The 8323-nt window shown below is 47.2% G+C and carries 6 protein-coding genes; 5 read left to right on the forward strand and 1 reads right to left on the reverse strand.

Annotated elements, in window-relative coordinates:
• Positions 1-373: 373 nt before the first annotated feature.
• A complete protein-coding gene (locus ACTOY7_RS21170; protein WP_482671797.1) occupies positions 374-1447 on the reverse strand; it encodes a glycosyltransferase in 1074 nt (357 codons plus the stop codon).
• Between the two features lie 252 nt (positions 1448-1699).
• On the opposite strand from ACTOY7_RS21170, the gene ACTOY7_RS21175 reads away from it, so the two are divergent.
• The 5 genes from ACTOY7_RS21175 to ACTOY7_RS21195 all read left to right on the forward strand — a co-directional run bounded on the left by ACTOY7_RS21175 (position 1700) and on the right by ACTOY7_RS21195 (position 8216).
• Positions 1700-2794: a glycosyltransferase gene (locus ACTOY7_RS21175; protein ID WP_482671796.1), complete on the forward strand. Its 1095-nt coding sequence runs from the start codon at positions 1700-1702 to the stop codon at positions 2792-2794.
• Positions 2795-3016: 222 nt separating this feature from the next.
• On the forward strand, positions 3017-3646 hold the full coding sequence (locus tag ACTOY7_RS21180) for a recombinase family protein (protein ID WP_160283784.1): 630 nt from the start codon (positions 3017-3019) through the stop codon (positions 3644-3646).
• The gene (locus ACTOY7_RS21185; protein ID WP_482671795.1) at positions 3643-4827 is read left to right on the forward strand and encodes a glycosyltransferase family protein; all 1185 of its coding nucleotides are present in this window, start codon (positions 3643-3645) and stop codon (positions 4825-4827) included. Before ACTOY7_RS21180 ends, ACTOY7_RS21185 begins: the two co-directional genes overlap by 4 nt.
• Positions 4828-4879: 52 nt before the next feature.
• On the forward strand, positions 4880-6529 hold the full coding sequence (locus tag ACTOY7_RS21190; protein ID WP_482671794.1) for a hypothetical protein: 1650 nt from the start codon (positions 4880-4882) through the stop codon (positions 6527-6529).
• 4 nt (positions 6530-6533) lie between these two features.
• Positions 6534-8216, forward strand: coding sequence for an AAA family ATPase (locus tag ACTOY7_RS21195; protein WP_482671793.1), 1683 nt, complete (start codon positions 6534-6536; stop codon positions 8214-8216).
• Positions 8217-8323: the final 107 nt, after the last annotated feature.

An 8323-nucleotide genomic window follows, 5' to 3' on the forward strand; every position in this document is an offset into this window, starting at 1 on the left:
TATTTGGACTGACCCGAAAACTTCTTGACACTTATATTATCGTACCTTATCCGGATATCTTAAGAGTTTTTTTGAAAATTTTTAAAATATTTTTCCTAGGCTGCTTTTGAGGGCCGGTTTTCCCTCTTATATGCTACATTATAATAGGAAGAAACACATCAAATTCACTCTGTCCAGACATCTGGCGGTACATAATATACCATGAGTTATCGAGAATAATCTACTCTGAAAATATAGGCTATGTAGAAAATCCATTTTCGATATCTCTATTTTGCATGTTTATATAGAGAATGTCAAGTGGAAACGTATTCCTGCCAATGGATTTTTTTACCATTGCCTATGGTCAGATTCTAAAAATACGATTATTTCTTTTTTAGGTTCTCAACGCCTTCATCCGTTCCGCCGCCGGCTGATACCCCCAGTCCAGCGCCATCTTGTAATAGGAACGCGCCTCTTTATTTTTCCCATTTACCTCGAACCAGACGCCCAGATTGTAAGCCGCCTTGAAAGAACCGCTGCCGATTACCCCTTCATGTTCCGGGACTTCTCCGATCTCCAGGCAGCGCCGGTAGGAAAGCTCGATCTCTGGAAGGTAATTGATGTAGCGCTGTACATCTGAAAAGATGGCCTGGGTGTAGAAGGTCCCGCAGGCAAAATGATAATCTGCGTATGGCGCCAGGCGCTTTTTTTCGTTTTCTATGATCTTGAAGCCGGTTTCGTATTTTTTTAATTCAATCAGATTGTAAATATAGGAAATCACACCGTTGGGCCGATATCCTGTGCCGGAGAAGGGGACGGTCTGATAAAAGCGTTCAAAGTACTGGTCTGCGCGCGCATGATCTTTCATGATCCAGAGCGTACGGGCAGCCTGATACAGGATATAAGGATCCTTGGGATTGTCCTTAAGTTCTTCCAGAAGAACCTGGAGATTGCGCTCTCCTTTTCCTTCCAGCATATAACCGTCGTGTTCGAAGACCAGCGAAAGCAATGTGATCGGGAGGCTGCTGACCACCTGTTCGTGCATCCGGCCTTCGAAGCGGGTCCCTTTTGGGATGAACCGGGTGATGCACAGGCAGCTTTGGCTGATCTCGCCGTTTGCTTCCTTGTAGCTGTTGTTCAGTTGGATGGCGCCGACGCAGCTTCCTCTTTCGATGAATGTTAACAAATCCTTTTTGGAGCCGGAAATGAGGTATTCATCTGCATCCAGGATCAGATTCCAGTCGCAGGTGGACTGTTCCAGAGCGTAATTTCTTGCAGCGGCGAAATCGTTGTTCCATTCGTATTTGGAAATGTGCGCATGGAACTTTTCTGCGATCTCAACAGTATTATCTGTAGAACCGGTGTCGGTGATGTAGATTTCATCCACAAGTTTTTGTGCAAGTGAAAGACATTTTTCCAGACTGCGGCTTTCATTTTTTACGATCATTACCAAACCTATTGTTTTCATGTTATATTTTCCTCTGTCTAATTTAACCTTTTCTATTTGTTACAGGTTACGCCTTAATCCGGCTGTAACTGCTATTTTGTTATCCATCAGCCGCCTGCTTTTCCTACAGATTCTTAGCTGCTATAACGCTTTAAAACATTTTTCATTATATCATACTTCGGTTCCCTTGTCATAGTTGATTTTTTCATGAAAGGTTCATATAATAAAGAAGATGTGACAGGTAGAAATATGTGGTAAAGTGAGGTACATACCATGAAGACTTTGGGTCTTGTGATGATTGTGAAAAATGAGGAGCGCTGTCTGGCGAAGTGCCTGGAGCAGGTGAAGGATCTGGTGGACAAGATCTATATCACGGACACCGGATCTACGGACAGAACGAAGGAGATTGCCGCTTCTTTCGGCGCGGTGATATCGGATTATGTGTGGAACCAGGATTTTTCCGCGGCAAGAAATTTTGCGCTGGACCAATCGGATTGTGACTGGAATCTGGTTTTGGACGCGGATGAGTATTTAATAGAAGGAACACGGAAGGATCTGGAGCCTTTTATGGAAAACATGGAGCATGTGGGGGCGATTCAGCGGAAGGATTTTTATAATGAAGGAACTGTGGACGGAAAGAAGCAAGTCGCCTATATGTATACATGGGCGGGACGGCTGCTTCCTCGGGGAGTCCGTTTTTCGGGAAGGATCCACGAACAGGAAAATTCTGCATTTCCGGCGGATTCGCTGCCGCTGCTGTTCGAGCACGACGGATATCAGCAGGGCGGAAAGGAGGAACGGAATCTTGTGATCCTTCAGGAGGAATTGAAGGAAAAACCGGAGGATCCGTATCTGCTGTTTCAGACGGCCAGGACGCTCCGGGGGATGAAGCGCCATGAAGAGGCGTGCAGATATTTTGCAGAGTTTCATAAAACGGTGCCTTTGCAGGGGGCGGCCTACCGGACCACCGGGCTGATACAATATTTGTACAGCCTGATCGAGATACAGGATTATGACACGGCACTGACAATTATCGAAAACGAGCAGGAACGGCTGTGGGATTATGCGGATTTTCATTTTACATGCGGAATCATATTTATGAAGGCAATCCTGGCGGATACGAAGAAATATATCGACTATCTACCCATGATCGAGCAGGCTTATCTGAGATGCCTGGAGATCGGGGAGGTGCCTTTGCATCAGGGAATCCATGGATGCGGCTCGTTCAAGGCGGCGCACAATCTGGGGACCTGGTACGAGGTGTCCGGGGATATCCCGAAGGCGCTGGAATATTACCGGATGGCAGCGGATGAGGGATACCTTCCCTCCGTCAGCCGGATCCGTGAGCTGGAACCTCTGACGCAGTAAGGAACTGTTATGAAATAAACTTTCGTGGCAATTCGTAAGCACCGCCGCACCATCGAAGATCTGTCTTGCAGATGGAAAATCAGGCAGGTCATTGGGCAATGCTGTACCAGTTTAGACAGCGAGTCTGATATATAACCTATATAGTTCTAAATCAGGTATTTTTGAATACCGCCTCTTTGTTTTATACTCAAAAGGAGAATAATTTACAAGGAGGTAACAGGCATGACGAACAAAGTATACGGTTACATCAGAGTTTCTACGAGAGAGCAGAATATTGAACGGCAGTTAATCTCCCTCATTGAAGCCGGCATCGATCAAAAAAGTATCTATATCGATAAGCAGAGCGGAAAAGATTTTCGCCGGCCTGCTTACAAGAAAATGATGCGCAAGGTCCGGGAGGGAGATCTGATCGTTGTGAAAAGCATCGACCGGCTTGGACGGAATTATCAGGACATTATGGAACAGTGGCGGATCATTACGAAGGAAAAGGGCGCGGATATCTGTATTCAGGACATGCCGCTGCTGGATACGACGAAAACAAAGGATCTGCTGGGGACTTTTATCAGCGACGTCGTGCTCCAGCTGTTGTCGTTTGTTGCGGAAAATGAAAGGGACAATATCCGCCAGCGCCAGGCGGAGGGAATTGCCGCGGCAAAAGCGCGGGGCGTCCAGTTTGGCAAACCTATGATCCCCATGCCTGAAAATTTTCCAGAATTGTATGAGGAGTGGGAGGCGAACCGGATTACCATCGGAGAGCTGGCGGAGCTTTGTAATATGGGAAGGAGTACGATGTATAAACGAATTGGAGAATATAAAGAGAGATTGTGTCAGGAGGAGGGAAACAGAAGATGAGAATTGTTTTATTTTATACGGAAGTGGAGTCGTTTAACTTTTTTTCAAATGTGCTTTCTGAGGAGCTGCGGAAAAGGGGACACGAAACATTTATCCTGGATCTGCTCAATCCTCCTGGGGAAAACGCGCATTCCTATGTCAATTTTTCACAATTTGCTTCGAAAAAGGTGGATGCGGCAATCAGCTTTGACGGGCTGGGGATCAAGGATGACCTGCTGATCGGGATCTGGAATGCGTATCAGACGGTTGTGGTGGACATTTTTATGGATCCGCCGCTTCGGTTTCATACGGCGATGGAAAAGCATCCGCAGAATTATCTGATGTTCTGCTGTGATTGGGACCATGTGGAATATGTGAAAAAATACTTTAAACTGTGTGTCCCTTATGTCGGATTTATGCCTCATGTGGGCGTGATGCCAGATCCGAATATCCCGGTGATCCCGTATACCGAAAAGAAATATGATGTGCTTTTTTCAGGAACCTATTATTCTCCCGAGAACCGGCTTGCCCAGGTGGAGGAAATGGCCGAAAAGGGGACAGCGGTCTATGACTTTTATCAGATCTTGTATAAATGTCTGGTGGAAGACAGCAGGCTTACGATTGAACAGGGAGCCTTCCGGACAGTGGAACAGATGGGGCTTTCGGTTGACCAGAATATGATGAAAAGCCTGATGCGCTGCGCGGAGCCGGTGGACTGGGCAATCCGTATGTACCAGCGCGGCCGTGTGGTGGAAGAACTGGCAAAATCTGGGGTGGAGCTTCATTTGCTGGGCAGGGGCTGGGAAAATCACTGTTCCGCAGATTATCCCAATGTGCACCGGATCGACGACCGGATCCCCTATGCGGATACGCTGGCATATATGGCGGATGCCCGGCTGAACCTGAATGTGTTTCCCTGGTTCAAGGCAGGAACCCATGACCGGATCTTTAACGCGCTGCTCCAGCATTCCCTGCCGCTGACAGATTCCAGCCGATGGGTGGATGAAAATTTTACGGACGGGGTGGATATTGCGCTGTATGACCTGGAGCATCTGGAGAAATTGCCGGAAATGATCGGCGGGCTGCTGCGGGATACGGAGCGCGCGCAGGAGATGATCCGGAAGGGGTATGAAAAGACTGCGGAGAATCTGACATGGTCGAATTGCGCGGATTGGATTCTGGAGGCCATCGGGCAGATGTAAAAGGGCAGAGTTCATCGGTCAGGAATATAAAAATATAAGGAGAAGTTCTGATATGATAAAGGTATATAACGGAGACGCATATGGAGTTCAGGAGGAGGATTACGACCGAAGCCGGTCGCTGCGATTTTTTTTGAACGGACATAAGAATGAATATATTCTGATTTACCGCGGCGACCGGCTGCTGAAGGTGCTGTCTTATTATGACGTACTTTACAGCCGGGAGGTACCGGAAAAGGTGCTGTACCTGAACCCGGATGTGTTTTCGGAGGCCAGGGAGCTGTTCTTTTCCTATAAAAATGCGGATGACCGGTGGAATCGGGCTGTTGCGGTATGCAGCGGCCCGGAAGATGACGGCAGTCCGGGAGATGTGGAATGTATTTTGTATTATCAGCAAAACCTGACGAGCTTCATTTATCCGGCCGGTGAATTTGAGGATTATGGGCTTGACCGGAAACTGGATCTGGAGCTGCTCTCACGGGCGGATACGTATCTATTTGAGGAGTTTGAAGAATATACGGCTTTCATTTGTGAGGTGCTGGAACGGAAGTTTCCGGAGAAGGAAAAGATATTTCTGGATGAAAATGCGGAGGTGTTTTCCTGTTTTGGCTTTCGATATCGCATGGGGACGAGGGACGAACTGCTTCAGGATGCGGGAGACGCGCCGCGGGCCGGTATGCAGAATGCGGATCGGGTACACGATTCCGGACGTAATGCGTTCTATATCACCAGCGAGCGGGAAAAGGATTTTTTCGGGCGGAGGTTTCAGAAGAATATTTACAGCAGCCTGGATATTATGACTGCATTGTTCTGGCAGGAAAAAGAGACTGGATACGGAGATCTGCATCCGGATAAACGGTTTCTGCTGATCCGTTTTCCCATCTACTCCAGCGGACTGGGAGATGTGATCCGGTTCTGCATGACAAAGGTTGCCGCGGTGGAATACCGGAAGCTGGATTATATTCCGGTGATTGATCTGAGCGTCCCGGACGGCGGCAATTCGTTTTCCGGAGGCAGAGAGGAAAATGTCTGGGAGGACTTTTTTGAACCGCTGAACGAATATCGTCCGGAGGAGGTCCTCCAGAGCCGCCATGTCCTGCTGTGCGATGACAAAATGGACGCATTCAATCCTTATATGATGGAACAGTATCATGATTCCGGGCATATGAGGGGCATTTATAAAAAATATCTTCGGCTGAATCGGGAAATGAAAGCTTATATCAATCCGCTTCGGGAGCTTTTTTTCGGAAATGAGACTGGAAAAGTGCTGGGAGTCGTGGCCTGCGGAACGGATTACCGCTATGGAGGATTCGATGTTCCGAAGCCTGTGGAGGATGAGGCTTATATCGCGCTGGTGAAGGAAAAAATGGAGGAATGGGGCTGCTCTTCTCTCCTGCTGGCCACGGAGGATGCGGATATTCTGGAGAAGTTCCGGCAGGCCGGATTCGGGGGTAGGCTAAAGTACCTGGAGCAGGAGCGTTTTCGGTATACGGATGTGAATACGAAGGGGCTTTTGGTCGCAAAAATGAAAAAGGCTGACAATGATTATCATGATGAGATGCCTTATCTTGCGGTGCTGTATCTGCTGGCAGAATGCGGGGCGCTGATCTCGAACTGCCGGTGCGGGGCATTTGAGGTGGCGGATTTTGTGAATGGCGGGGAGTATGAACAGCGGTATTGCTGCGGGGAAGGGGAGGTGGAGTGAACGTATGGGCGTTTATTTAAACAGCAAGAGTCCTTCCGGATTGTTTTGTGACGAAGCGGCGGCGACGTATTTTATTGATAAATCAGCTATACTTCGTGAATTGATTCCATACGTTTCACAAAATACGGAAATTATGGAACAGAGCGGGTCTAACCGCAGTAAAAGCAATAAATATATCTGCATCACCAGGCCGCGCCGGTTTGGAAAAACGATAATTGCGGCGATGATCGCCTCCTTTTTTGGAAAAGGGGTTGACAGCAGCGCAGTTTTTGACAGGCTGAATGTCGCTGCCGATGACTTGTTTGAACGCCATTTAAACCAGCATAATGTCATTTACATTTCTCTGAATGAGCTCCCGCAAAATTGTGCGGATTACCAAAGCTATATTGACCGGATTCAAAGGCGTCTGCATAGTGACTTGAAAAGGGCTTTTCCGAATGTAGATGCTTCGGATGGAGATGCCGTTTGGGATGTGCTGAATGACATTTATGAGCAGGAGGATGAGCGTTTCATTTTCGTACTGGACGAATGGGATTATATTTTTCACAGAAGCTTTGTGACCGACCGTGAGAAGCTGGCGTATTTGGAATTTTTAAGCAATCTTTTGAAAGGGAAAGCCTACGTTGAGCTGGCGTACATGACGGGGATACTTCCGATTGCAAAATACTCGAGCGGCTCGGAGCTTAATATGTTTTTCGAATATACGCTGTCCGCAAAGGAGAAATACAGCGAATATTTGGGATTTAATGACCAGGAGGTGGACGAACTTTATCAGCGTTATCTTAAGGTCACGCCGAATCCTGCCATAAGCAGAGCAGATCTGAAAATATGGTATGATGGATATCAGACCGTATCAGGCGGCCGGCTTTACAATCCGCGCTCTGTTGTCGGCGCGTTGAGCGACAATCAGCTGGGAAGCTATTGGACGAGCTCAGGTCCCTATGAGGAAATCCGTTTTTATATTAAAAATAATGTAGATCAAGTGCGGGATGACCTGGCGCTTATGGTATCCGGAATTGCCGTTCCTGCGAAAATTCAGGAATATGCCGCCACATCCATGAATCTGACGACACGGGATGAAGTATTTTCCGCAATGGTCGTCTATGGTTTTTTGAGCCATGAAAACGGAAAGGTCCGTATCCCCAATAAAGAACTGATGGATCATTTTTCATCAGCGCTCCAAAAGGAAAAATCATTAGGATATGTATATCAACTGGCAAAGGCTTCCCGGAAAATGCTTTTGGCTACAAAAGCAGGCGACATAAAAACAATGCTTGAAATCCTGGAATTTGCACATAATACAGAAATCCCATTGCTAAGCTATAGTAATGAAATTGAGTTGACGGCAGTGGTAAATCTTGTCTATCTTGCGGCAAGGGATTCCTATTTTATGGAGCGTGAGGACAAGGCTGGTATTGGATATGTGGATTTTATTTTCTATCCGATCAACAGAAAAGAGGATTGCATCATCCTGGAATTGAAGGTTGACTATACTGCAAAGGAAGCGATCCAACAGATTAAGGACCGAAAATATGCTCTGAAATTTCAGGGCAGACTTGGCGAAGCAGAACGCTATACCGGCCGGATCCTTGCTGTCGGTATTGGCTATGACAAAAAAACAAAAGAGCACAGCTGTGAGATTGAAATTTTGAAGCCGGCAAATGCCGGGGAAATGAATGGACAATAGGATATAGGCAGTGGAATATGCAGGCGTATCGTATATGAATGCGGGGAATTCATATACGGTACGGCTGTATTTTTTGTGCTGCCCGCTGGGGATTGGGTATCCATGTT

It is taken from the genome of Schaedlerella sp., assembly GCF_056796775.1.